The following is a 20,931-nucleotide window of genomic DNA, read 5'->3' as shown; positions in this document are numbered from 1 at the left end:
CGGTTCGGGTGATACAAGGTCCGTGTGACTGAGCAACTCCACTTCCCCACGCTGCTGCGGATGATCGACGAGCGGTCCGCCGCGTTCCGCGCGGCCGTCGCCGCCGCCCCCAGCCTCGACGCCGACGTCCCGTCCTGCCCGGGCTGGACGCTGTACGACCTGGCGAACCATCTCAGCGAAGGGGACCGCTTCTGGGCCCACATCGTGCTGAACACCGCGCCGGGCGACGAGCGGCCGAGCAAGGACGGGCTGACGGCGCCCAGGGAGCGCGAGGCCCTCATAGCCTGGCTGGCCGACTCGACGGAGCAGCTGCTCACCGCTCTGCGCGAGGCCGGCCCGGACCGGGGCTGCTGGGCCTGGTGGGAGCCGCTGGCCTCGCCGCACACGGTGGCCGCCGTGGCCCGCCGCCGCGTCCCGGAGTCGATGATCCACACCTACGACGCCCAGCTGGCCTCCGGTACCCCGCAGAAGCTGCCGACGACCGAGGCGGTCGACGCCATCGAGGAGTTCCTCGCCACCGTCTGCACCGTCACGGTCCCGTGGCCGGGCGAGCCCGCCACCATGGACTACCACGCGGCCGAGGCCGGCTCCTGGCGCCAGACGGTGGACGCCGCCGGTTCCCGCTTCACCCGTCTCACCGCGGCGGAGGCCGCCGAGAACAAGCCCACCGCCGCCATCTACGGCACGGCGAGCGAGATGGCCCTGCTCATGTACATGCGCATCCCGAACGACTCGCTGCGGATGGAGGGCGACGCCGACCTGCTCCAGCGGCTGCAGAACGGGGGCTGAGGCTGCAGAGCATTCCCGGAGAAGGTCCTTAGACCGGGCCTACTTGGGGGGCAACCCCGCACGAGTTCCAAGCTCGTATCCTCCGCCTCCGCCCGCCAGGGCGAAACGAAGGCCAGGACCGTCTCGACGGTCCTGGCCTTCGTCGTCCCGTGGTGGCTCCTCGCCCGCGACCGATCCGGCTGCGTCTGCCCCATGTCCGTTGTGCGCAAGGGGAATCCGCCTCATGCAAACCTCATGGTTCTTCACGCAGACTGACCTGGCATCAGCGCGTCGAAGGGGGGGTGGTGTCCAGCCTCGTCCGGCCGCGCAGTACCTCCATGGCACTGGCCACAGCGCCGCCACCCTGACCGGCCCCGTTCTGCGGCGGCCCGCAGCAGCAGAGGAAGTTCCGTGTCATCTCGTACCGGGTACAGGATCGCCGCCCTGCTGGTCAGCGCGGCGACTGCAGGCCTTCTCGTCGTCACCGGCGCAGTACCGGCCGGAGCGGCGGACACGTCCGATGACGCCAACGGCGGTGGGTTCCTCACTGCCGTGACGGTGCCGGACCCGGCCGACGGAAGTGGACCGGGCGCGGAGGTGGCGCCCGACGATCCGGTGATGTTCGACGAGCTCACGCCCGACGTACTCGACGGTTCCGATGACTCCGTGCCCGCCGCACCGGGCGTGTCCGACCCGGACGCGGAGGTCGCGGCGACCCGGGCGGCTGTGGTGCACGCGCGGACTCCGGCCAACACGATGTGCAGCGGCACGTGGACGCATCCCGTCTCAACGGTGCAGTTCCAGCGCGCCTCGGGCGGAACGCTCGCGTGGAGTTTCAAGCTCTCCAACGCGGCCAAGTCCGCACTCGGCCCGGTGGTGACCGTGACGATGCCGTTCTCGTACGTCAACGGCAAGGCCGTCAACCCGCCGTACCACCCGCACACCGAGCCCAACTGGTACAACTACCACGGCAGTCTCAACCGCTTCCAGTTCATCGGTGGTGGCGGCGGCAGCATCCAGACCGGCGACAAGGTCACGTTCTACTGGTTCCTCAAGGGGTCGAAGCCCGGCACGGCGGCCGACCGCTACATCACCTGCCGGGTCCCGAGGCCCGGCAGCGCCTGACACCCCGGGAGGCAGCGGCCATGAGCGACAACAGCGGTGCGGTCCGGCGGATTTCCATCATGTCCGGCCGCCACGAACTGACGGTCCATTCGCTGTCGAGGTCCGAGGAGTCCTTCACCCTGGACTACTCGATCACGCCGCCGCTGCCCGACGACCTCGAAACCGCCTCCCCGTCCGGTACCCCGGTGTTCATGTGGCTGGAAGCCGTCGACGACCTCGGAAACCGCTACGACGACGTCGGCGGCGCCCACGGCCTCAGCCCGGACGGCAGCCGCACCTCGGGGACCATCTCAGGACGGCCCGGCCTGCCACCGGAGGCGGGATCACTGACCGTGCGACTCATGTTCATGGCGGGCAACGACGAGTTCGGCTATGACCTGATGTTCGCGCCCCTGGCAAGCGACTGACGGAGCGTCACTCGCCAGGATTCAGCGCTCGGCGTGCACGGCGCTGATCCCGAGCGAGGACGGACGGGCTCCGGGCTCCGGCCCCCGCAGGCCGAGGGCTCAGCCGTAGAACTTCGACTGAGTGCGCTGCAGCCGGCGATCCATCAACGTGTGCCGTGCATCGCTCAAGGCGCTCATCGTCGGCGCGTCGAGCTCCGGGATGAGCCGGATGAGCGCCTCGTCGGTGGCTTCGATCAGGGCCTCCGGGTCATCGGAGGCCCGGGAGATCTCGTCGAGCTTCGCCAACTCGGAAGCAGCTCCGGGGACGATGGGAACCTGCAACGCGCTGACCTCGCTGGGCACGAGTTCGAGAACGCCGCCGCCGAAACTCCGCCCCTCGACTTCCGCAGACAGCATCGTGAGCGAGTTGTGGAACGCCGCGGTGAAGTCGTCTGCCGTGATCGGCGCCCCCGCGAGGATCTGCCCCTTGTAGATGGTGTCGGTCGTGACGACCTTCGCGTGGTTGGAGATCACGCGCGGGTAGCGGTTGGACCGCTTGGACAGCAACAGGTCACCGGCCGGCACGACCGGCACCCGGTACCAGGGCGTGCGTACGCGGCACTTGAAGCGCTGGTCGATCTCCTGGCTGACGCCCTCGTCGAGGTACTGCCGCGCCGACTTGTGAGCCTCCGGCGAGGACTTGGTCGCTGCGAAGCTCAGGAGCCAGGCAGGCTGGCCGGCGTCGGCCAGAGCCTGCTGCTCTTCGCTGGTGAAGACCAGCCCCTCGGCGTGGCGCGACCGCGGGAGCAGCGGGATCGCCCACTCCTCGAGGGCGTACGCCTTGATCTGCTCGGAATCGACGCAGAAGTAGCCGTTCGCGCCCGTCACGGTCGAGACACTGAACCGTGCGACGTTGCTGAGCGACTTCACCGTGGAGATCGACCGGACGGCGGTCAGGGCGTCGTTCTGCTCGGGCGACAACAGGTAGTTGGTCCACGTGCCTGCACCCGGTGCAACCGTGTGCGACCAGGATCGGATGCCGCCGCTGTGGTCGTGGAACTGGATGGTCGAAGGGGTGGTGGCCCCCTTCGACGTGCGGCCGCTGAGGATCAGGACCTCCTGCAGGACCGAGGGGAACGAGCCCGGCTGGAAGAGGTCGATGACGAGGTCGGTCGTGTTGGCCAGGAGCCAGTTGCGGACAGCGTTCGCCGAGATGCCGGTCAGGAACTCGGTCGGGAGGATGACGGAGAAGACGCCGCCGTCCTGCAACTTCGAGAGGGACAGCAGGAAGACGGGAATCCAGAGGTTCGACACAGAGGTCCCCGCCGTGCCCAGCCCGGAACTGATCTCCTTGGCTCGCTGCTTGTCTCCGTCCGAGATGAACTGGAACCGCACGTAGGGTGGATTGGCCAGCACCCAGTCGAAGTCGGAGTCGCGCCCCTGCGACCACTGGAGCACGTTCTGGTTGACCACGCGGCCCGGCAAGCCTGTCGAATCCAACGCCTCGGCCGCCTTGGCGGCCTCCTCGGCGAAGATCTCGACGGCCTCGACCGTCCGGACGCGGCGGGCGATGTCGCTGCGCCCGATCCCCCGGAGGAAGGCGCCGTCCCCGGCGGACGGCTCGAGCACTCGGAGCTCCGACCGACCGTCAAGCAGTTCGGCGGACCGGCGGATGCAGAGCTCGACGAGGACATCGGGCGAGTAGAACCCTCCACGCAGCTTGTCGGCGCTTACTTCGTCCCGTGTCCGCATCGAAATCCACTTCTACTTCAGTTACTGAAGCAGTGACTCTACCCCACGCCTACGCCCCACCGTCTCCGGGCGCGCAATACCCCCTGTGGGAACCTGAGGGGCATGAAAACTCGCTTCGTCGGGCAGCCCTTCGCCGACCACCCGAACCTGGTGGACTTCATCGAGCACGCGAGGGACGACGGGTTCGACGAACTCAGGATCGCAGTCGCCTGGGCCAAGCGGTCCGGCCTCGGGCGGGTCTGGGACGTACTCGAGGAGTTCCGCAAGCAGGGCGGCAAGGTGCTGCTGATCCTGGGAGTCAGCGAGGGCGGTGCCACCAGGGAGGGACTGGAGCTCGCCCTCCAGGTCGCCGACGAGGGCTACGTCTTCCACGACCCGCGACGCACCTTCCACCCCAAGGTCTACTTCGCCTCCTCGCCCGGCCAACGCTCGCTGCTCGTCGGTTCGAGCAACCTCACGGCCGGCGGGCTCGGCTGGAACTACGAGGCTTCGATGTGGGTGGACTGGGACGCCGGCGAAGGCAACGACGTCACGGACCAGGTGTCGGCGTGGTTCGACGGCCTGATAGCCGAGACGACGTCGTGCAGTCCCCTGACCGCGGATCTGATCACGGCCCTGGAGAACAGCGGGGACATCGTCATCGGTTCCGAGTCCCGAGCGCGGCGCGTGCAGAAGAAGAAGTCGGACACGCCGGAGGACAGCGACAGCACGACCGTGACGACGATCAACGGCCTGTTCAAGCCGGTGCCGGCCGGCCTGAGGAAGCTGCCGGGCCTGAGCTCCAAGATCGCCCCGCTCGCGCCCGCTCCCGGCGCGACGGCGACGAAGAAGGCCACGACCAAGGCGACGGGCGCATCCGGGGCGCCCACGACGGTGAAGGCGCCGGCGCTGGCGGGACCCGCCCCCTTCCCGACCGCGGACGTTCAGCGGCGTTGGATCAAGGAGCTCGACAACACCGCGGCGCAGCAGGTGAAGTCCGCGGCGAGCAATCCGACCGGCAACCTGCGCCTGAGCCAGGAGAGCGCCCCGATAGACCACAAGCACTACTTCCGCGACGACTTCTTCGGCGGCCTGCCGTGGACGCCGACCGAGGGCAAGGACACGGAGCAGGAGGTCTTCGTCGGGTTCCACACCTGGATCGACGGCACGGACCACGGAATCCAGGAGCTCAGGCTCAGCCACGACCCCAAGAGGATCTCCGGGCAGGGAAACGTGCCCACGGTGCTCCACTGGGGCGTCCTGGCACCGGAGCTGCGGGGGACCAGCTACGTCGGGCTGCACATAAGCCTGGAACGCACGACCGGCGGCGAGTACAACCTGGTGATCTCGCAGGCGCCTCGCGGGAACTACCTGGTCTGACCAACGCTCCGGCTTCGCGAAGGCCCGGACCGCTTCGACGGTCCGGGCCTTCGCTGTTCCGGCGGGTCGGAGGCATCGCCCGGAGGGTGCGGGGCCGCGGGGGCTGGACCGTCCGGGGTTTCCGGGGTGGTGGGTGGCGGATGATGGGGAGGAGCAGGGGGTCCAGACGTGAGGGGCGACGCAGTGGCTGACAGCGGATCCGGCGGGTCGGGAACGGAGCCCGGGGTGGACGGCGGGGAGCCCGGGGCGGTCGCGGCGGCGGTGGTGCCGGCACGGCCGCAGTCGGGGCGGCAGCAGTCGGAACCGCGGTCGGGCCGGCGGTCGGTGGTCCGGCGGGTGGCCGTCCTGGTGTTCGTCCTGCTGGTGCTGTGCCTGCCGCCCTGGTGGACGCTCCTCGGGTCCGGGGCCGGCTGGCCGCTGCCGGTGGTCCTGGCGGGCACGGCGGTGTTCGCCGCCTGGCTGGTGTCCTTCCCGTTCCTGATGGTCGCGGGCCACGGCTCGCGGCGGAACGACCGGGCGGCGCGCCTCGGGGACACCAGCCTCGGGGTGATGTGGGTCCTGTTCACCTGGTCGGTGCTGGGCGGCCTGGTGAACCTCGTGCTGGGCGGGCTCGACCTCGGCGGCGCCGACCGGGCCAGGACGGTGGCCGCGGCGGTGGCCGCGGTCTCGGCCGGGCTGCTGGCCTGGGGACACCACGAGGCGATGCGGGTGCCCCGGGTGAAGCGGCTGGACGTCCACCTGCCGCGGCTCGGCGGCGGACTGGACGGGACCAGGGTCGTGGTGCTGGCCGACACCCACTACGGGCCGATCGACCGGGCGGACTGGTCGGCGCGGGTCACCGAGGCGGTCAACGCCCTCGACCCGGACGTGGTGGTCCACGCCGGGGACATCGCCGACGGCACCCCCGCCCAGCGCCGCGAGCAGTCCGCACCGCTCGGCGCCGTCCGGGCCCGGCTGGCCAAGGTCTACGTCACGGGCAACCACGAGTACGGCGGGGAGGCCCAGGGCTGGCTGGACCGCATGGCGGACCTCGGCTGGGAACCCCTGCACAACCGCCACGTCGTGGTGGAGCGCGGTGGGGACGCCCTGGTGCTGGCCGGCGTGGACGACGTCACCGCGGAGTCCTCCGGCCTGGCCGGGCACCGCACCGACCTGGCCGGCGCCCTCGCGGGGGCGGACCCGGAGCTGCCCGTGCTGCTGGTCGCCCACCAGCCCAAGTACGTCCCGCGGGCCGCGGCCGCCGACATCGACCTGCAGATCTCCGGACACACCCACGGCGGCCAGATCTGGCCGTTCAACTTCCTCGTCCGGATCGACCAGCCCGTGGTGCACGGCCTGAGCCTGCACGGGCTGCGGACCCGGCTCTACACCAGCCGCGGCACCGGCTTCTGGGGCCCGCCCTTCCGGATCTTCGCCCCGAGCGAGATCACCGTCCTCACCCTCCGCACGGGCGAGGCCCCCACCGACCGGTAGCGGCCACGACGACAACGCGCCGGGCGGTTCACCGAGCTGATGCTCACCGAAGGTCCGCCCGGCGATCACCGCCGGCCCCGTCACCCGCTGAACCCGGCGGACGGGTGTCAGGGCGGGCAGGTGTCACGCCGGGCAGGTGTCGGGGCGGGCAGGTGTCACACCGCCACGACGGCTATCTCGTGGACGGCGTTCCGGTCACCGGTGAGCGGCTGGACCCGCCCCGCGGAGTCGGTGGCCCGGCAGCGGATCCGGTGCGCCCCCAGGGTGAGGTCGTGCCGGAGCCGGAACCGCTGCCAACTCGGGTCCGGGCCGCGCCCGTCCAGTTCGGCGGGCTGCCAGTCGGCGTCGTCCACCGCGACCTCGACGGCCGTCACCTCGGTGGAACTCCAGGCGTAGCCCGCCAGTTCACTGACCCCGGCGGGCACGGTGGAGCCGTCCCTGAGGCTGAGCAGCTTGCTGCTGACGTCCTTCTCGCGGACCGGCCGGGCCTCGCTCTCCCCCGGCAGGACCCGGGTGTACAGGCGGGTGGTGAAGAGGTGCTCGGGCCGTTCGGCGGCCAGCACGATCCTGGTCAGCCACTTGACCGAGTTGGTGCCGAACATCCGCGGCGCCACCGCGCGCACCGGGTACCCGTGGTCGGGGCGCAGTGGTTCGCCGTTCATCCGGTGCGCGAGGACCACCTCGGTGCGGGCCTGCTCCAGCGGGAGGTCCTTGAGGAAGCTCACGTCGCTCTCCCCCGCGAAGTCGCCCCGGTCGGCGCCCTCCAGCCAGACGTGCCGGGCCTCCAGGCGCGGGCCGGCCAGCGCCAGCACCTCGGCGAGCGGGACGCCCTCCCACTCCAGGTTGGTCACGGCCCTGGTCGGCACCGTCGGCTGCAGCGGATTGCCGAAGCACTCGTGGACGGCGGTGAACCTGGTCTGCGGCAGCCCCCGGAGGGCCTGGAAGTCCAGCCGCAGGGGCCGTTCCACCAGGCCTTCGACGGTGAGCGACCAGCTGTCGGCGTCGAGCTCCGGTCGCCGGCCGAGGTGGTTGCGGATGAAGACCTCCTCGACCGGGGTACGGAAGGCGTCGGGCGTCTCCGGATCCGTCCTGAACATGCGTCATACCCCCGTACTGATGTCACTGTTCCGGGATCGACGGTACAAGGAGCGACTGACAACGAGTCGCGCGGGCCCCCAGGCCAGGAGGGGTGCCGTTCGGCAGGGCCCGAGGGGACGGGGACGTCCGATTCCTTCAAGACCCCGCCCCCGCGAGCCGCCTACCGTGAGGCCATGGACAGCACATCCGCACCACAGTTCGCGTTCATCGGCCTCGCCGTCTCCGACATGGCCGCCTCGGTCGCCTTCTACCGGCGGCTGGGACTGGTCTTCCCCGAGGGCGCCGAGCAGGAGCCGCACGTCGAGGCCGAGCTGCCCGGAGGGCTCCTCCTGGTCCTGGACGCCGAATCGACCATCCGCTCCTTCCACCCGGACTGGCAGCCGCCGACCGGCGGCGCCCGGGCCGCCCTGGCCTTCCGCTGCCAGAGCCCGGCGCACGTGGACGCGGTGTACCAGGAGCTGACCGGCGCCGGGTACCAGAGCGAACTCAAGCCCTGGGACGCCTTCTGGGGCCAGCGCTACGCCTCGCTGCGCGACCCGGACGGCAACGGGGTCGACCTGCTCGCACCACTCCAGGGCTGACCGCGGGGCCCGCTCCAAGGCCTGAACCAGGGCCCGAACCAGGGCCCGAACCAGGGCCCGAACCAGGGCTCGAACCAGGACCCGAACTACGGCCGCTCCGACAGCAGGTCCGTCACCCGCACGCCCGCCAACTCCCGTACGTCGCGCGACAGGTGCGCCTGGTCGGCGTAGCCCGTCCGGGCCGCCGTGTCGGCGAGCGGGACGCCGGCCCGGGCCAGCCGCAGGGCGCGCTGCAGCCGCAGGATCCGGGCCAGCGTCTTGGGACCGTAGCCGAAGGCGGCCAGTGAGCGGCGGTGCAGTTGCCGGGCGCCGAGCCCGACGGCCTCGGCGGTCTCCCCGACGCTGCGCCCGGCCGCGAGCGCGCCGGCCACCGCCCGTACCAGCGGGTCCTCGGGCCGGGCCGCGGCGGCCAGCTGCAGTGCCAGTTCCTCCAGGGCGACGGCCGGGTCGGGGGCGGCGTCGATCCGCTCGGTCAGCCGGCGCACCTCGGGGCCGGGCAGCAGGTCCGCCAACTCGACCCGGCGGTCCCGTAGTTCGGAGGCCCGTACGCCGAGCAGCAGCGGCCCGGTGCCGGGCCGGAACGCCCGGGTGTCCGGTCCGGCGACCAGCAGCCGGCCCTCGGTCCAGAGCAGGTCCATGCAGCCGTCCGGCAGCACCAGGCCACCACCACCGGCGCCCGCGCCCACGTCGGCGCTCTTCGTCCACAGCACCGCCCCGGGCAGCCTGGACGCGCGTTCCGCGTAGTCGGTGGGCATGTTCGAAGGCTACGCGCGCCGCACGGGCGGCGCGTTCCGGACGCCCGAAGGCCCCGACCGGCGAACCGGTCGGGGCCTTCGGGGAGCCTGCGGGGCCTGCTGGGGACCGTTCGCAGGGCCGTACGGTCAGGCCGCCACCTCGGCGCCGGCCTCCGGAGCCCCGGCGCCCTCCGGAGCCGGCTCCGCCGTACCCGCCGCACCGCCCGCCGGACCGCCCCGCATCAGCACCAGGGTGAGTGCCGCCGCGACCAGGGCCGCGATCCCGCCGACCGTGAAGGTGGTGGAGGTGGCGGTGTTGAAGGCCTCCCGGGCGACCCGGGCCAGGGTGCCGTCGCCGCTGCCGGCGGAGAGGGCGAGGGCGTCGGTGATGGCGTGCCGGGCCGGAGCGGGGGCGTCGGCGGGCATGGCGCCGGTGTAGGTGCTGGAGAGCACGGTGCCGAGGATGGCCACGCCCAGGGCGGCGCCGGACTGCTGGATGGTGTCGTTGAGCGCGGAGCCGACACCGGCGTGCTCAGCGGGGATGGCCCCCATCAGCGCGTTGGCGGCGGCCGGCATGCCCAGGCCGGCGCCGATGCCGAGGACCAGCATGGCGAGGGCGACCTTGGGGAAGCCGTCGCCGACCGAGAGGGTGGCCAGCAGCCCGAAGCCGCCCGCGATGACCACCATGCCGATCGAGGTCACGACCCGGGCGGCGAGCTTCTTGCCGAGCGCGGCGCCGATCACGTTGAAGGCGAGCGAGGCGACGGCCAGCGGGAGGAAGGCCAGACCGGTGTCGGTGGGCGAGAACTCCAGCACGAACTGCAGGTACTGGGTGAGCACCAGCATCAGGCCGCCGGTGGCGAAGGTGAGCAGGACGAGGGAGAAGCTGGCGCCGGTGAAGACCCGGTTGCGGAACAGCTTGAGCGGGACCATCGGCGAATCGGTGCGGACCTGGCGGATGCCGAACCCGACCAGTGCGGTGATCGCGACGGCCAGCGAGCCGAGGGTGTTGGCGTGGGCGAAACCGTCCCGGGGGAGGACGATGATCGACCAGACCAGCGCGGTCATGCCGACCATCGAGAGCGCCATGCCGGGCAGGTCGGTCTTGCGCCAGGGGCCCTTGGACTCGGGCATCAGGACGATCGCCGCGACGATGGCCACCGCCGCCACCGGCACGTTGAGCAGGAACACCGCGCCCCACCAGAAGTGGGCGATCAGCGCGCCGCCCAGCACCGGGCCGCCGACCAGGCCGATCATGGCCACCGCGCTCCAGGCGGCGATCGCCTTGGGCCGCTCCTCGTCGTCGAAGACGGTGATCAGGATGGAGAGCGTGCTCGGCATCACGAGGGCCCCGCCGACGCCCATCAGCACCCGGCCGGCGATCAGTTCACCGGGGCTGGAGGCGACGGAGGCGACCAGTGAGGCGGCGCCGAACAGCGCCAGCCCGATGATCATCACTTTTCGTCGCCCGAACCGGTCGGACAGGCTGCCCGAGGTCAGCAGCAGGCCGGCGAAGACCAGGATGTACGAATCGATGATCCACTGGATGTCCTGCGCCCCGGCCCCGAGGTCCTCCGCGATCGGCGGGATGGACACCGTGAGCACCATGTTGTCGACCACCAGCACCAGGCTGCTGAGGCAGAGCACGACCAGGATGAGCCAGCGACGCGGGTGACGATCCACCGCGTTCCCCCTTCGGTTCGGCGCCTCGGCCGCAGCCCTGCGCACGTCCTCGCGTCGGCGGCAGCCGCGCGGTAGTCCTCGTGGCGCACCCCGTCCGCCGTCTCCGGCCGAACGGTGTGCGCTACGCCGAACACTGTACGGAGGCCGAACACTGTGCGCAAGACCGTACGGCGTGCGCCCTCCGAACAGTGTTCGCAGGACCGTACGGTGTTCGGCGTAGGGGCCTATGCTGGACGAACTGCCCCCGACCAGGGGGCCAGTGGAATCGTGGAATGGAGAGCCTGATGACGGCCAAGTCGGAGGACATCGCACCGGAGCACCGGACCGCAGCGCAGCCCGGCATCGCCTCGCCGTGGAACCGCCCGCAGAAGCGGCGCACCCAGCCGGCCCTCAGCCGCGAGCAGATCGTCGCCGAGGCCTTCGCGCTGCTGGACTCCGACGGCATCGAGGCGCTGAGCATGCGCAAGCTCGGCGCCCGGCTCAACGCCGGCGCGACCTCCCTCTACACCCACGTGGCCAACAAGGAGGAGCTGCTCGCCCTGGTCGTCGACCACGTCTTCGGCGAACTCCCGCTCGCCCGCTCCGAGAACGCCGAGGACCCGGCGGTCTGGCGCGCCGCCATCGTCGAGTGCACCGAGGCCGTGCGCGCGGCCGTGGTGCGCCACCCGTGGATGGTCGGGGTGCTCGGTGACGTCGGGATGATCTACCTCGGCCCCAACTGGATGCGGCTCTCCGAGGCCCTGCTGGCCCTGATGGACGCGGCCGGCTTCGAACTCGGCGAGGCCAACGACGTGATGGGCGTCGTCATGGGCTACACCATCGGCACCGCCACCGTGGAGGCCGCCTGGCTGAGCGCGCTCGCGAAGAGCGGGGAGGGCGAACAGGAGTTCATGGACCGACTGCTGCCCGCCGTCGTCGAAGCCACCCGGCCGTACCCGCACCTGCACCGGCTGTACACCGTCCAGGTGCCGGAAGAGGTCGAGGCGGGCCGGGACAGCAGCTTCCTGCGCGGCCTCAACGTGATCCTGGACGGGATCGAGGCGCGGCGGGCCAAGTCCTGAGCCCCGGGGGGTCGGAGGGCCAGGGCTCGGCTCAGCCGCGACGGTCCCTCAACTCCCGCTGAGCGCCTGGACCTCGGCATAGTCGGGCACCGGACCGACCGGCCCGCCCGAGGCCACCGCGGCGGCCGTCGCCACCGCCGCCGCCAGCGCCGCGCGGTACAGCAGTCCGCCCGTACTGACCCGGGCCACCCCGAGCCCGGCCAGCTCGACGAGGCTCGGACCGGTCGGCGTCCAGAGGACGTTGAGCGGGACGGACAGCCGCCCGACCAGCTGGGCGATCGCCGCCGACTCGCTCAGCCCGGGCACGAACACGCCGTCCGCGCCCGCCCGTCGGTACGCGTCCAGCCGTCGTACGGTCTCCGGCTCCGGGGCGTCGTGCCCGCACCAGTAGGTGTCGGTGCGGGCGTTCACGAACAGCTCCGGCACGGCGGCCTTCACCGCGGCGACCTTGGCCGCGTGGAGTTCGGCCGGTGCCAGGGTGCCGTCCGGCCGGCCGTCCTCCAGATTGATGCCGACCGCCCCGGACCCGGCCAACTCCACGGCCAGCGCGGCGACTTCGGCCGGATCGTCACTGAACCCGGACTCCACGTCGACGCTCAGCAGGTAGTCGTCGCGGCCCAGCCGGCGGGCCAGCCGGACGGTCTCCGCGCGGGTGGCGGCGGCGCCGTCGGGCAGTCCGGCGGCGGCCGCCACGCCCAGGCTGGTGGTGCCGATCGCGGGGTGGCCGGCGGCGGCCAGGGCGGCGGCCGAGGCGTGGTCCCAGGCGTTCGGGAGCAGCAGCGGGCGGCCGGGGCGGTGGTGCAGGGCGGCGAAGGCGGTCAGCGGGGCGGGGGCGGTCATCGGGTCTGCTCCTCGGTCATCGGGCTCTGCTCCTCGGTCGTGGTGACGGGTCCGGCCGGAGCGGCTCCGACCGGGCCGATGGGTCCCAGCGAGTCGGCGTAGTAGACGGTGCCCTCGGCGAGGTGACGGACGATCTGCCGGATGCTCCAGCCCGTCCCCGGCGAGTCGTCGAGCTGCCGCTCCGGCAGCGCGGCGACCCGGTGGGCCCAGATCGCGCCGAGCCGGGTGAGCCGGCTGCGGGCCTCGTCCAGGTCGGCGACGGTGAACGGCGCCAGGTCGGCCGGGGTGGTGACCAGCGAGGCGTGCCAGTGGTCGGGGGCGGTCGGTGCGCCGACCAGCCGGGCCTCCACCTCCGCCAGGTGGTCGACCAGGTGGTCGGCGACCCGGCGCACCACCTTGTGCGGGGTGTACGTCCGGCCGTCGGCGTTGACCACCGGTCGGCCGTCCCAGGCGGTCCAGCTGTCCGCCAGGGCGAGCATGTGCCGGACCGCCGCCGGGATCAGGGCGGCCGGTTCGGCCCGGTCGAGCTGGTCCTGTTCGGCCCGGTCGAGCTGCTCCCCGGCGGGCGGCAGCGAGCCGTCCGCCGGGTCGGAGGCGCCGAACAGGATGCCCTCGGCGATCACCAGGGCATGTGCGCGGCCCGGGCAGAGCCGGGGCTCGGCGCCGAAGGCGAGCGGCTCCCGGCCGGGCTCCCGGGCGGCGTCCAGGTCGAGCAGCACCTGCGCCCCGGACGACACGGCGACCCCGCCGATCACGGTCGCCCGGGTCGCGAACCGGCGCATCGCCCGGACCGGCGGGTCCTCCCGCAGCACTGCGGCCAGGTCCCGCACCCCGCCAGGCCCGGCCTGGCCGACGCCACCGCGCCGGGCATGCTCGACCAGGGCCGCGGTGGCCTCACAGGCCTGCACCAGCAGGCCGATCCGGTTCGCCGCCGTCTCCGCGTCCGCGTCGCCCATCGCGGGCAGCAGCCGGGCCACCGCCGCATCCGCCTCCGGGTCGTCCGGCGCCGGGTCGAAGTACGCCCGGGCGACCGCCTTCACGTCCCACGCGACGGCCTCCGGCCCGGCCAGGCCCAGCGCCGTCGCCAGCACCCGCACCACCCGCAGCCGTACGTCCGGTTCGTAGCCGCCCGCGGCCAGGGTCCGCAGCAGGCCCTGGTCCAGCCGTGCCAGGTCGGCGAGGACGAGTGCCCGGCGGCGGGCGTGCGGCTCGCCCGCGCTGAACCGGGCGACGGCGGACCGCAGCCAGGCCACCGTGCCGTACCGGCCGGGCGTCGCGGGCGGCGGGACCAGCGCCGGGTCGGCCAGGGCCGCGGTCACGTCCTCGTAGCGGGCGAAGATCACTTCGTTCATGCCGTCATCGTGGCCCCGAGTCGTTTCGGCCCCGGCCGAACCGTGCCGGGACGACCATGGAGGCATGCCCGACCACGAACGCACACCGGTGGACCACCGGGGCTCCCCGCTCGCCGCCCTCGCCGCGCTGCTCGCCGACCCCACCCGCGCCGCCTTCTGCTCCGCCCTGCTGGACGGCCGCGCCTGGACGGCGGGCGAGCTGGCCCGGGCGGCCGGGGTCGCGCCGTCCACGGCCAGCGAGCACCTGTCCCGGCTGATCGCGGGCGGCCTGCTGAGCGAGGAACGCCAGGGGCGGCACCGGTACGTCCGGCTGGCCTCGCCCGCCGTCGCGACCCTGATCGAGGACCTCACCGTCTTCGCCGAGACCGGCATGGAGGCCCCTGGGAGCACCGCCGCCGGGAGCACGGCCGGAGGGAGTCCCGGCGAGCCCGCCCGCCGGACCGGACCGGCGCCCCGCACCCTCCGCGAGGCCACCCGGCAGAGCGCCGAGGCCCGCGCCCGCACCTGCTACGACCACCTGGCCGGCCGCCTCGGTGTGGCCGTCGCCGAGGCCCTGATCGACCGCGGCCTGGTCAGCGACCTCGCCGGGCTCGCCGTCACCGAGCGCGGCCACGCCTGGCTGGCCGACCAGCGGATCGAGCTGCCGCCACGGACCGGCCGCCCGGGCGGGCGCCCGGTGGTGCGCAGCTGCCTGGACTGGACGGAGCGCCGCACCCACCTGGGCGGCGCGCTGGGCGCGGCGCTCTGCCGCACCGCGCTGGACCGCGCCTGGGTCGAGCGGATCGGCTCCGGCCGGGCCCTGCGGGTCACCCCGGACGGCGGCCGGGCGCTGCGCGAGCTGCTCGGCGTCGAGGTGTCCTGAGCAGCGCCACCCCTTCCGCCCTCACCTACTGCCCTCGCCTGCTGCCCGTACCGACTGCCCTCGCCACGCCCGTCCGGGCGAGGAGCCGCCCGCTCAGCCCATCGACTTCGCCCCGTCCAGCGCCTCCCGGATGATGTCCGCGTGCCCGGCGTGCTGCGCGGTCTCCGCGATCAGGTGCAGCAGCACCCGCCGGGCCGACCAGCTCGCCCCCGGCTCGAACCAGGGCGCCGGGGGCAGCGGGTGGCCGTGGTCGAGGTCGGGCAGGCTCCGGACCAGCTCGTCCGTACCGCGCGCCACCGCCTCGTACCCGGCGAGCAGCCCGGCCAGGGTCTCGCCGTCCGCCATCCGGAACTGCGCCGCCCACCCGTCGCCGCCGGAACCACCGCCGGAGCCACCGCCCCCACCGGAGCCGCCGTCCCCGCCAGAGCCGCCGTCCCCGCCGCGCATCGCCTCCGCTCCGCCGGTGATGAACCGCGCCCAGCGCGCCTCCACCGCCGCCACGTGCTTGATCAGACCGCCCAGGCACAGCTCGCTGGCCGTGGTGCGCCGCGCCGCCTGCTCGTCGGTGAGGTCCCGGACGGTGCGTCGCAGCAGGCCGCGGTGCTTGTCCAGGGTCTCGACGAGGTCCTCGCGCTCACCCATCAGACGTCCACCGTCGGCGGCTGGTCGCCCACCGTGCGGCCCAGGTCGATCAGCCCGAAGGCCGCGCCCTGCTGGTCGCCGACCGCCGCGAACCGTCCGAACGGGCTGTCCATCGGCCCGAAGTACACCTTGCCGCCGCGCGCCGTCAGCCGCCCGATCGCGGCGTCGGTGTCGTCCACGGCGAAGTAGACGCTCACGTACGAGGGCGCCTCGGGCGGCAGGAAGTCGCCCTCCGCGCCCATCCGTCCCAGCACCGGCCGGCCGCCGACCAGGAACATCCGGTAGTCGAACTGCTCGGAGTCCATCTTCCGCACGCCGTACGGGAAGACGGCCGGGAAGAAGGCGTCGGCCTTCCCGGGCTCGCGGGTGACGAGCTCGGCCCAGGCGTACGCGCCGGGCGCACCCTGCTTCTCGAAGCCCTCGTGGGTGCCGCCCTGCCAGACCCCGAACACCACCCCGCCCGGGTCCTTGGCGATCACCATGGTGCCGAAGTCGCCGACCTGCATCGGCCCCATCACCACCTCGCCGCCGTTGGTCCGGATCCGCTCGGCGGTGGCGGCGGCGTCCGGCGAGGCGAGGTACAGGCACCAGGCGGATTGCGCCTGCGCGCCGGGCATCGGGGGCACGATCGCGGCCACCGCCTTGCCGTCCGAGTAGGCCTGGGTGTAGTTGCCGTACTCCGACGAACTCTCGCCGAAGGTCCAGCCGAGGACGTCCCCGTAGAAGGCCTTGGCGCCCTCCAGGTCGGTGAACATCGCGTCGGCCCAGCAGGGTGTGCCCTCAGGTAGCGCTGCCATCTCTCAGCCCTCGTGTACGACGGTGCGGGCGCGCGCCGGAAGGCGCGCACGGCCCCCGACTCGCCAGCCTAGCCACGAGGCGGCGCACCCGCGCGGGCTGGCCGCGCGGGTGCGTCTCCGTCCGGGAGGGTCCGGCTCCGGCAGGGGCCGGTCAGCTCGTCGGGGCCGTCACGCCGAACGGGGGGCGCAGCGAGGCGGTGCCAAGACCGGTCGGACCGAACGGCGCCGCACCGGTGCCGGGGCCGGTCCGCACAACCGGGGCAACCGGGGCAGCCGGGGCAGCCCCCGCCCGGGCCCGGACCGCGCCCACCAGGTCCCGCTCGGCGCCGAAGTGCCGCTCCAGGTCCTCGGTCCGGTACCGGCGGCACTCCCGGTGCCAGTTCAGCACGCCGGCCAGCCAGTTCTCCAGCTCCCGCACGTACCCGTCGAGCAGCCCCCGGGCCGGTGCCGACAGCCCGAAGTCCTCGTACATCACCGGGAGTTCCTTCTGTGCGACGTGCTGGAACTGCTCCAGCCGCGAGTGCATCAGGTCGTCGACGATCCGGACCGCCGACGGATAGTCGCAGTCGAAGAAGTTCTGCACCACCAGCACGATGTTGTGCAGCTCGCCCTCGTACTCGATCTCCTTCTGGTACGAGAACAGGTCGTTGACCATGGCGCCGTAGTCCATCGCGGAGTTCTCCAGCGCCCGCATCGAGCCGTGCCCGTAGACCTCCTCCGGCACGGTCCGTCCGTGGCCGAGCCGGGCGAGCAGGGTGGTGAGTTCGGAGCCGAAGGTGGTGCGGCGCATCTCCAGGTAGTCCACCGGGTCCGGGATCCGGTTCTGGATCTGGTTGGCGAGCTCCCAGATCCAGCTCGCCGTCATCACCTCGACCGACTCCCGCAGCCGGCCCCGGGCCTCGACGGTCATCGGGGCGGCGGTGCGCTCCCAGATGTCGGCGAGGGAGCGCTCCAGCGCGTTGGCGGGCTCGGGCGCGGGGGTGCCGTCCACCGGCATGAACAGCGGCAGCCGGGCGGTGGCGGCCTTCGCCCCAGCCAGGTCGCGGGTGCGGCCGAAGACCACCGGATAGTAGTCGTCGGCCCAGGTGCCCCAGGCCAACCAGGCCGAGGCGACGTCGAGTTCGTCGACGGTGGCGTCCGGCTGGAGGCCGGCCGCGCAGAGCGCGAGGTCGTAGTCGCGCATCGACTCGGCGTCCCAGATGCCGGAGCCGGGGACGCCGGGCTCGGCGGGGGCCAGCAGCCCGACCCGCTCGGCCCACTCGACCACCCGCTCCCGCGCACCGTCCAGGTGCGGGCTCAGCGTGAGGGCGAACGGCAGCTCGAACTCCGGCAGCTGGGAGGGCCCGACGGGCCGGTACGGCCGGTTCCCGTACGACCGCGCCCGCCGCACGGCCGGCGCCGCCGTCGGCCCGGTGCCGGCCGGCGCGCCGCCACCGGCCGCCCCCTTCCGCAGGATGTCCAGGGCCGAGGTGCCGATCCCGCCGATCGCGTACTGGTCCCACCAGTTGCCGGCCCCGGGCATCCCCGGCAGCCCGCCCCCGCTGCCCGGCGGCACCCCACCGGCCGAACCCGCCCCACCGGCCGAACTCGCCGCAGCACCACCGCCGTTCATGTACCGGCTCGACCGCATGTGCCACTCGTGCCCGCCGGACTGCCAGTCCTGCAGCCCCTTGACGTACGCCAGCACCCGGGCCCGGCCCACCGGGTCCAGCCCGGACTCCTCGAACAGCACCGGCAGTTCGGTGAACACGGTGTTCTCGAACTGCTGCAGCCGTGAGGTGAGCAGGTTGTTCACCGTCTCGGCGGCCTCCTGGGTCGAGCACTCCAGGAAGTGCTCCAACACCAGGATGCCGTTGCTCAGTTCACCCTCGTCCTCGACCTCGCGCTGGTACGAGAAGATGTCGTTGCGCAGGTGCACGCCGTCGGAGAAGGCGTCCATCAGCACCCGTAGCGCCCGCGAGCCCGACACCTCCGCCGGCACCTCGGCCCCGGCCGCGTACTCCACCAGCTGCGCGGACCACGGCGCGCCGCCGACCTTGCGGCGCATCTCGATGTACTCGACCGGATTGGCGATCCGGCCCGCGTCGATGTTGGCGAGCTCCCACAGCGACTCGTTCAGCAGGTTGCGGGTGCTCTCCGCGAACCGGACCCGCCAGTCCGCCCCCATCGCCGGCACGGTGCGCCGCCACAGGTCGGCCAGCCCGGCCTCGACCGGGTTCTCCGGCTCGGGCACCGGCGCGGCCGGGTCGGCGGGCATGAACAGCGGCAGCCGGTCGAGGTGCGCCTTGCCGGCCCGGCGGTCGTTGGTGCGCTTGTACATGTCGAGGAAGTGGTCGTCGAAGAAGAACACCCAGACGTACCAGTCGGTCACCAGCGACAGCGCCTCGGCGGAGGCGTCGGGGTGGGTGTAGGCGCAGAGCAGCCCGTAGTCGTGGGCGTCCAGGTCGGCCTGGTCCCAGATCCCCGATCCCTCCAGCATCCCCATCTCCCGGGCCCAGAGCGAGGAATGGGCCCGCGCCTCCTCCAGATGGGGATTGAGGCGCGCCGGGTGCGGCACGTAGAAGGACGGCAGTTCGAACGGCTGGCTCACGGCGGCGGGCCTTTCTCGACACGTCGTTGGGGATCAAGGATGACCCCTCGTCACACCCCGGCGCCGCCACAACCGAAACAGTCATACGAGATGCCCCACCCCTGGAACAATGCCGCCCCGCACCCCTGGGGGCGGGCCACCGGTCGGTGGTCCGCCCCCAGGGGTGCGGGGTGGTCAGGCCGCCAGGCCGAGGACGAGGGAGGCGGCGACCGGGGCCAGGTAGATCAGCGGGAAGGGGATGTGGGCGTAGGCGCGGGCGCGGACGACGGTGATCACAGCGCCGAGGAAGTAGAGGACGATGCCGACGGCGGCCGCATAGCCGACGGCCGGGATGACGAGGCCGACCAGCAGGCCGAGGGCGCCGGCGGCCTTGGCCAGGCCGAGCCAGGTCCACCAGGCACGCGGGACGCCGTACTCGGCGAGGGGCCCCACGACGTACTCGGCCTTGGCGAAGACGGAGTAGGCCGAGAACCCGACCAGGAGGGCGCCGAGGATGGTGACGAGGGTGTGGGCGACGGACATTGGAGGGCTCCCGGTTCGGTCGGTGGTCGATCCGATGTGCTCGGATCCGGTCGGACACAGCACTGACCCGGCCCGCGCGACGGATGTGACGGCCGCGGACAAATATGTTTCCGCCGCACCCGCCAGCAGCCCCCGACAACCGCTCCGCCGACGAACAAAGCAGGCCTGACAAGGGGTTGAACACCAAGACTTCCCCAGCTACGGGCGTGTTGACGGTGTCCACCCACGCCACGTCATCCAGACTGGGCGCCGACCGACGTCAACTCCGAGGAGGCCCCACCTCATGAACGTCACCGTCCGGCTCGCCCAGCAGCCCGAGGCCGACGAACTGCTCGGACGGAGCGCGCTCGCCGCGCTCGTCGGCATGCTGCTGGACCAACAGGTCCCGATGGAATGGGCGTTCACCGGCCCGCTGACCATCGCCCAACGGCTCGGCCGGGACGATCTCGACGCCCACGAGATCGCCACCTACGGCCCCGAGGAGTTCGTCGCCCTGCTGTCGGCCAAACCGGCCGTCCACCGCTACCCGGCCGCGATGGCCAAACGGATCCAGCAGCTGTGCCAGTTCCTGGTCGCGCAGTACGACGGCGACGCCGCCGCACTGTGGAAGGGCGCCCGCACCGGAAAGGAGCTGCTCAGCCGGCTCAACGCGCTGCCCGGTTTCGGCAAGCAGAAGTCGCAGATCTTCCTGGCCCTGCTCGGCAAGCAGTACGGGGTACGGCCGGAGGGCTGGCGCGAGGCGGCCGGCGCGTACGGCGAGGAGGGCGGGCACCGCTCGGTCGCCGACATCACCGGGCCCGAATCCCTCACCCTGGTACGGGAGTTCAAGCAGGAGATGAAGCGCGCCGCGAAGGAGGCCAAGGCCGCCGCGAAGCCCCGCACCACCACCCGGTCCGTCACCGCGGCTGTCACCGGGGCCGCCACCGGGGCCCGTTGAGCCCACCCGCCGGGTCGGCGGCGGCTACCGCCCGGCCGGCACCGCCACGTAGGCGTACCGCCCGCGCACCGACCGTACGAAGTACCGCCCGTGGCTCTCCGCCGCGAGCAGTTCCCGGTGCACCCGGGGCGGCACGTCCGCGTACCGGTAGACCCGCCCGCCGGTGAACTCCAGCTCCAGCACCCGCGCCCGCGGGTCGTACCCGACCGAGCGCAGCACCGAGGAGTCCACCGCCGTACGGTCCATGACCCTCCCAGTGTGCGGCGAGGGGGGGGGGGGGGGGGGGGGGGGGGGGGGGTGCGGAGGGGGGGGGGGGGGGGGGAGCAGCGAGCTTGCCAGCGCCGACAGCCTCGTCCTCGCCGTAGCGCG

Annotated in this window: 20 protein-coding genes; 9 read left to right on the top strand and 11 right to left on the bottom strand. The window is 72.8% G+C overall.

Annotation, left to right across the window (positions count from 1 at the left end; all coding sequences use genetic code 11):
* The first annotated feature begins 24 nt into the window (after positions 1 to 24).
* From ACZ4W5_RS06590 to ACZ4W5_RS06580, 3 genes are all read left to right on the top strand, one after another.
* On the top strand, positions 25 to 789 hold the full coding sequence (locus ACZ4W5_RS06590) for a maleylpyruvate isomerase family mycothiol-dependent enzyme (protein ID WP_465653338.1): 765 nt from the start codon (positions 25 to 27) through the stop codon (positions 787 to 789).
* A 390-nt stretch (positions 790 to 1,179) separates the two neighbouring features.
* The gene (locus ACZ4W5_RS06585) at positions 1,180 to 1,893 is read left to right on the top strand and encodes a hypothetical protein (protein WP_465653336.1); all 714 of its coding nucleotides are present in this window, start codon (positions 1,180 to 1,182) and stop codon (positions 1,891 to 1,893) included.
* Between the two features lie 20 nt (positions 1,894 to 1,913).
* Positions 1,914 to 2,300 (top strand): hypothetical protein, encoded by a 387-nt coding sequence (locus ACZ4W5_RS06580; protein ID WP_465653334.1) that lies wholly within the window; start codon positions 1,914 to 1,916, stop codon positions 2,298 to 2,300.
* Positions 2,301 to 2,399: 99 nt separating this feature from the next.
* Here the strand turns inward: ACZ4W5_RS06580 and ACZ4W5_RS06575 are convergent, their stop codons facing one another.
* On the bottom strand, positions 2,400 to 4,031 hold the full coding sequence (locus tag ACZ4W5_RS06575) for an Eco57I restriction-modification methylase domain-containing protein (RefSeq protein ID WP_465653332.1): 1,632 nt from the start codon (positions 4,029 to 4,031) through the stop codon (positions 2,400 to 2,402).
* A gap of 102 nt (positions 4,032 to 4,133) precedes the next feature.
* On the opposite strand from ACZ4W5_RS06575, the gene ACZ4W5_RS06570 reads away from it, so the two are divergent.
* Together ACZ4W5_RS06570 and ACZ4W5_RS06565 are read left to right on the top strand one after the other, a co-directional pair.
* A complete protein-coding gene (locus ACZ4W5_RS06570) occupies positions 4,134 to 5,390 on the top strand; it encodes a phospholipase D-like domain-containing protein (protein WP_465653330.1) in 1,257 nt (418 codons plus the stop codon).
* Between the two features lie 261 nt (positions 5,391 to 5,651).
* Positions 5,652 to 6,863, top strand: coding sequence for a metallophosphoesterase (locus ACZ4W5_RS06565; RefSeq protein ID WP_465653397.1), 1,212 nt, complete (start codon positions 5,652 to 5,654; stop codon positions 6,861 to 6,863).
* Between the two features lie 155 nt (positions 6,864 to 7,018).
* Here the strand turns inward: ACZ4W5_RS06565 and ACZ4W5_RS06560 are convergent, their stop codons facing one another.
* Positions 7,019 to 7,960, bottom strand: a complete 942-nt coding sequence (locus tag ACZ4W5_RS06560; RefSeq protein ID WP_465653328.1) for a molybdopterin-dependent oxidoreductase — start codon at positions 7,958 to 7,960, stop codon at positions 7,019 to 7,021.
* 174 nt (positions 7,961 to 8,134) lie between these two features.
* Between ACZ4W5_RS06560 and ACZ4W5_RS06555 the strand changes: the two genes are divergently transcribed.
* The gene (locus ACZ4W5_RS06555) at positions 8,135 to 8,542 is read left to right on the top strand and encodes a VOC family protein (protein WP_465653326.1); all 408 of its coding nucleotides are present in this window, start codon (positions 8,135 to 8,137) and stop codon (positions 8,540 to 8,542) included.
* An 86-nt stretch (positions 8,543 to 8,628) separates the two neighbouring features.
* Here the strand turns inward: ACZ4W5_RS06555 and ACZ4W5_RS06550 are convergent, their stop codons facing one another.
* Together ACZ4W5_RS06550 and ACZ4W5_RS06545 are read right to left on the bottom strand one after the other, a co-directional pair.
* On the bottom strand, positions 8,629 to 9,297 hold the full coding sequence (locus tag ACZ4W5_RS06550; RefSeq protein WP_465653324.1) for a helix-turn-helix transcriptional regulator: 669 nt from the start codon (positions 9,295 to 9,297) through the stop codon (positions 8,629 to 8,631).
* 126 nt (positions 9,298 to 9,423) lie between these two features.
* The gene (locus tag ACZ4W5_RS06545; protein ID WP_465653322.1) at positions 9,424 to 10,959 is read right to left on the bottom strand and encodes an MFS transporter; all 1,536 of its coding nucleotides are present in this window, start codon (positions 10,957 to 10,959) and stop codon (positions 9,424 to 9,426) included.
* Between the two features lie 284 nt (positions 10,960 to 11,243).
* On the opposite strand from ACZ4W5_RS06545, the gene ACZ4W5_RS06540 reads away from it, so the two are divergent.
* Positions 11,244 to 12,020, top strand: coding sequence for a TetR/AcrR family transcriptional regulator (locus ACZ4W5_RS06540; RefSeq protein ID WP_465653320.1), 777 nt, complete (start codon positions 11,244 to 11,246; stop codon positions 12,018 to 12,020).
* Between the two features lie 48 nt (positions 12,021 to 12,068).
* On the opposite strand, the gene ACZ4W5_RS06535 is transcribed toward ACZ4W5_RS06540, so the two are convergent.
* Entirely contained in the window at positions 12,069 to 12,860 is a 792-nt protein-coding gene (locus ACZ4W5_RS06535; protein WP_465653318.1) for an isocitrate lyase/PEP mutase family protein, read from the bottom strand.
* Positions 12,857 to 14,212: a hypothetical protein gene (locus tag ACZ4W5_RS06530; RefSeq protein ID WP_465653316.1), complete on the bottom strand. Its 1,356-nt coding sequence runs from the start codon at positions 14,210 to 14,212 to the stop codon at positions 12,857 to 12,859. The genes ACZ4W5_RS06535 and ACZ4W5_RS06530 overlap by 4 nt, the downstream gene beginning before the upstream one ends.
* A 64-nt stretch (positions 14,213 to 14,276) precedes the next feature.
* Between ACZ4W5_RS06530 and ACZ4W5_RS06525 the strand changes: the two genes are divergently transcribed.
* The gene (locus ACZ4W5_RS06525) at positions 14,277 to 15,074 is read left to right on the top strand and encodes an ArsR/SmtB family transcription factor (protein WP_465653314.1); all 798 of its coding nucleotides are present in this window, start codon (positions 14,277 to 14,279) and stop codon (positions 15,072 to 15,074) included.
* Between the two features lie 93 nt (positions 15,075 to 15,167).
* Here the strand turns inward: ACZ4W5_RS06525 and ACZ4W5_RS06520 are convergent, their stop codons facing one another.
* The 4 genes from ACZ4W5_RS06520 to ACZ4W5_RS06505 all read right to left on the bottom strand — a co-directional run bounded on the left by ACZ4W5_RS06520 (position 15,168) and on the right by ACZ4W5_RS06505 (position 19,625).
* Positions 15,168 to 15,716 (bottom strand): DinB family protein, encoded by a 549-nt coding sequence (locus tag ACZ4W5_RS06520; RefSeq protein WP_465653312.1) that lies wholly within the window; start codon positions 15,714 to 15,716, stop codon positions 15,168 to 15,170.
* The gene (locus ACZ4W5_RS06515) at positions 15,716 to 16,513 is read right to left on the bottom strand and encodes a VOC family protein (RefSeq protein WP_360227184.1); all 798 of its coding nucleotides are present in this window, start codon (positions 16,511 to 16,513) and stop codon (positions 15,716 to 15,718) included. Before ACZ4W5_RS06515 ends, ACZ4W5_RS06520 begins: the two co-directional genes overlap by 1 nt.
* 151 nt (positions 16,514 to 16,664) lie before the next feature.
* Positions 16,665 to 19,103, bottom strand: coding sequence for a terpene synthase family protein (locus tag ACZ4W5_RS06510; protein ID WP_465653310.1), 2,439 nt, complete (start codon positions 19,101 to 19,103; stop codon positions 16,665 to 16,667).
* 174 nt (positions 19,104 to 19,277) lie between these two features.
* On the bottom strand, positions 19,278 to 19,625 hold the full coding sequence (locus ACZ4W5_RS06505; RefSeq protein WP_465653308.1) for a DoxX family protein: 348 nt from the start codon (positions 19,623 to 19,625) through the stop codon (positions 19,278 to 19,280).
* Between the two features lie 283 nt (positions 19,626 to 19,908).
* Here ACZ4W5_RS06505 and ACZ4W5_RS06500 point away from each other — a divergent pair, with 283 nt between their 5' ends.
* Positions 19,909 to 20,562 carry an HhH-GPD-type base excision DNA repair protein gene (locus ACZ4W5_RS06500; protein ID WP_465653306.1) on the top strand — a complete coding sequence of 218 codons (654 nt, stop codon included), beginning with the start codon at positions 19,909 to 19,911 and terminating at the stop codon, positions 20,560 to 20,562.
* Between the two features lie 24 nt (positions 20,563 to 20,586).
* On the opposite strand, the gene ACZ4W5_RS06495 is transcribed toward ACZ4W5_RS06500, so the two are convergent.
* Positions 20,587 to 20,808 carry a KTSC domain-containing protein gene (locus tag ACZ4W5_RS06495; RefSeq protein ID WP_360227196.1) on the bottom strand — a complete coding sequence of 74 codons (222 nt, stop codon included), beginning with the start codon at positions 20,806 to 20,808 and terminating at the stop codon, positions 20,587 to 20,589.
* Positions 20,809 to 20,931 lie beyond the last annotated feature (123 nt).

It is taken from the genome of Kitasatospora sp. NPDC029367, assembly GCF_055569135.1.
This window is presented reverse-complemented; position numbering and strand designations above follow the sequence as displayed.

What these genes read in the sequence shown, in the direction of transcription:
- ACZ4W5_RS06555 (WP_465653326.1), top strand. Translation starts at nt 8,135, where the DNA reads ATGGACAGCACATCCGCACCACAGTTCGCGTTCATCGGCCTCGCCGTC.
- ACZ4W5_RS06525 (WP_465653314.1), top strand. Translation starts at nt 14,277, where the DNA reads ATGCCCGACCACGAACGCACACCGGTGGACCACCGGGGCTCCCCGCTC.
- ACZ4W5_RS06570 (WP_465653330.1), top strand. Translation starts at nt 4,134, where the DNA reads ATGAAAACTCGCTTCGTCGGGCAGCCCTTCGCCGACCACCCGAACCTG.
- ACZ4W5_RS06500 (WP_465653306.1), top strand. Translation starts at nt 19,909, where the DNA reads ATGAACGTCACCGTCCGGCTCGCCCAGCAGCCCGAGGCCGACGAACTG.
- ACZ4W5_RS06535 (WP_465653318.1), bottom strand. Translation starts at nt 12,860, where the DNA reads ATGACCGCCCCCGCCCCGCTGACCGCCTTCGCCGCCCTGCACCACCGC.
- ACZ4W5_RS06520 (WP_465653312.1), bottom strand. Translation starts at nt 15,716, where the DNA reads ATGGGTGAGCGCGAGGACCTCGTCGAGACCCTGGACAAGCACCGCGGC.
- ACZ4W5_RS06515 (WP_360227184.1), bottom strand. Translation starts at nt 16,513, where the DNA reads ATGGCAGCGCTACCTGAGGGCACACCCTGCTGGGCCGACGCGATGTTC.
- ACZ4W5_RS06550 (WP_465653324.1), bottom strand. Translation starts at nt 9,297, where the DNA reads ATGCCCACCGACTACGCGGAACGCGCGTCCAGGCTGCCCGGGGCGGTG.
- ACZ4W5_RS06580 (WP_465653334.1), top strand. Translation starts at nt 1,914, where the DNA reads ATGAGCGACAACAGCGGTGCGGTCCGGCGGATTTCCATCATGTCCGGC.
- ACZ4W5_RS06505 (WP_465653308.1), bottom strand. Translation starts at nt 19,625, where the DNA reads ATGTCCGTCGCCCACACCCTCGTCACCATCCTCGGCGCCCTCCTGGTC.
- ACZ4W5_RS06530 (WP_465653316.1), bottom strand. Translation starts at nt 14,212, where the DNA reads ATGAACGAAGTGATCTTCGCCCGCTACGAGGACGTGACCGCGGCCCTG.
- ACZ4W5_RS06560 (WP_465653328.1), bottom strand. Translation starts at nt 7,960, where the DNA reads ATGTTCAGGACGGATCCGGAGACGCCCGACGCCTTCCGTACCCCGGTC.
- ACZ4W5_RS06540 (WP_465653320.1), top strand. Translation starts at nt 11,244, where the DNA reads ATGACGGCCAAGTCGGAGGACATCGCACCGGAGCACCGGACCGCAGCG.
- ACZ4W5_RS06495 (WP_360227196.1), bottom strand. Translation starts at nt 20,808, where the DNA reads ATGGACCGTACGGCGGTGGACTCCTCGGTGCTGCGCTCGGTCGGGTAC.
- ACZ4W5_RS06575 (WP_465653332.1), bottom strand. Translation starts at nt 4,031, where the DNA reads ATGCGGACACGGGACGAAGTAAGCGCCGACAAGCTGCGTGGAGGGTTC.